Source organism: Pseudonocardia sulfidoxydans NBRC 16205 (assembly GCF_007989085.1).
In the GTDB taxonomy this organism is placed as follows: domain Bacteria; phylum Actinomycetota; class Actinomycetes; order Mycobacteriales; family Pseudonocardiaceae; genus Pseudonocardia; species Pseudonocardia sulfidoxydans.
In genome coordinates, this window is sequence record NZ_BJVJ01000187.1 from 1 (window position 1) to 914 (window position 914).

Consider the following 914-nt stretch of genomic DNA (forward strand, 5'->3'; position numbering starts at 1 on the left):
ATAGACCTGGGCCGTGGACAGTTTCACTCCGGGTTCGGCCAGCAGCGGGATCAAGTCGGTGGTCTTCCAGATGTTGTGAGCGGCCATGAGCTGACGCAGCTTCCAGTGGAACCGAGCGTGCGGGTCATGAGACCTCCCGGATCATCGGCTCAGCGGTGGCGGTGCGGACGGCTGCGAGGTCAGAGCGGCGGCGACGGTGCCGTCGAGGACCCGGCGCAGTGTGCGCGTGCGGTGTTCCGAGGACACCGAGGTGTAGAGCGCGGTGGTCGCGGCGTAGGGGTGTCCGACCTGCTGCTGGACGAACAGCGGGTCATAGCCCGCCTCGATCAGATGTGTGACGTAGGAGTGGCGCAAGCAATGCAGACCGAGTTCCTCGGGCAGTCCGACAGCCGCGCGGTACTTGGCGAACTTCTCACTCATCGCCTTCAACGCGATCCGCGGCCGACGTTCGCTGGGCCAGAGCCAGCCGCCGCGGACGGCCGTGTCGAACAGCCCCCCGGTGGTCTTCGAGTGGCGCGGCGCGAGACGGATTCGGGTGGCGAGGGTGCCGGCGAACGCCGCCGCGGGGGCGGTCACCCGACCGCTGCCGCCGATCCCGGCCTCGCGGTCCCAGACCAGCATCTTCGTCACTCGTCCGACCTGGGCGATCAGCTGCCACATCCCCGACAGCAGGTCCCCGGCTGGCGCGAGGGCAGCATCACTCCCGACAAGAACCGGAGTAGCCCTGGGCCATCACCAGCACCGGCAGTTGGCGGGCCTGCCCCGCCCCGACCGGGATCACCGTGTCGGGAACCACAAGTCGCACTGGGTGATCTCGCCCGGCTCGTAGGTCGTGCGGTCCGCCGGGTCGACCCCGACGTACTCGGGCCGGATCTGGCGGAGCCGGTCTTTGAGGATGGTCAGCGAGTGTGAGG

Annotated in this window: 1 protein-coding gene and 1 pseudogene; both read right to left on the bottom strand. The window is 68.8% G+C overall.

Annotated features, from left to right (window positions below):
- Positions 1 to 141: 141 nt before the first annotated feature.
- Positions 142 to 492 carry a tyrosine-type recombinase/integrase gene (locus PSU4_RS33205; protein ID WP_445009151.1) on the bottom strand — a complete coding sequence of 117 codons (351 nt, stop codon included), beginning with the start codon at positions 490 to 492 and terminating at the stop codon, positions 142 to 144.
- Positions 478 to 914, bottom strand: a pseudogene (locus PSU4_RS33210) (IS21 family transposase); the annotation flags it as partial. The gene PSU4_RS33205 and the pseudogene PSU4_RS33210, both read right to left, overlap by 15 nt.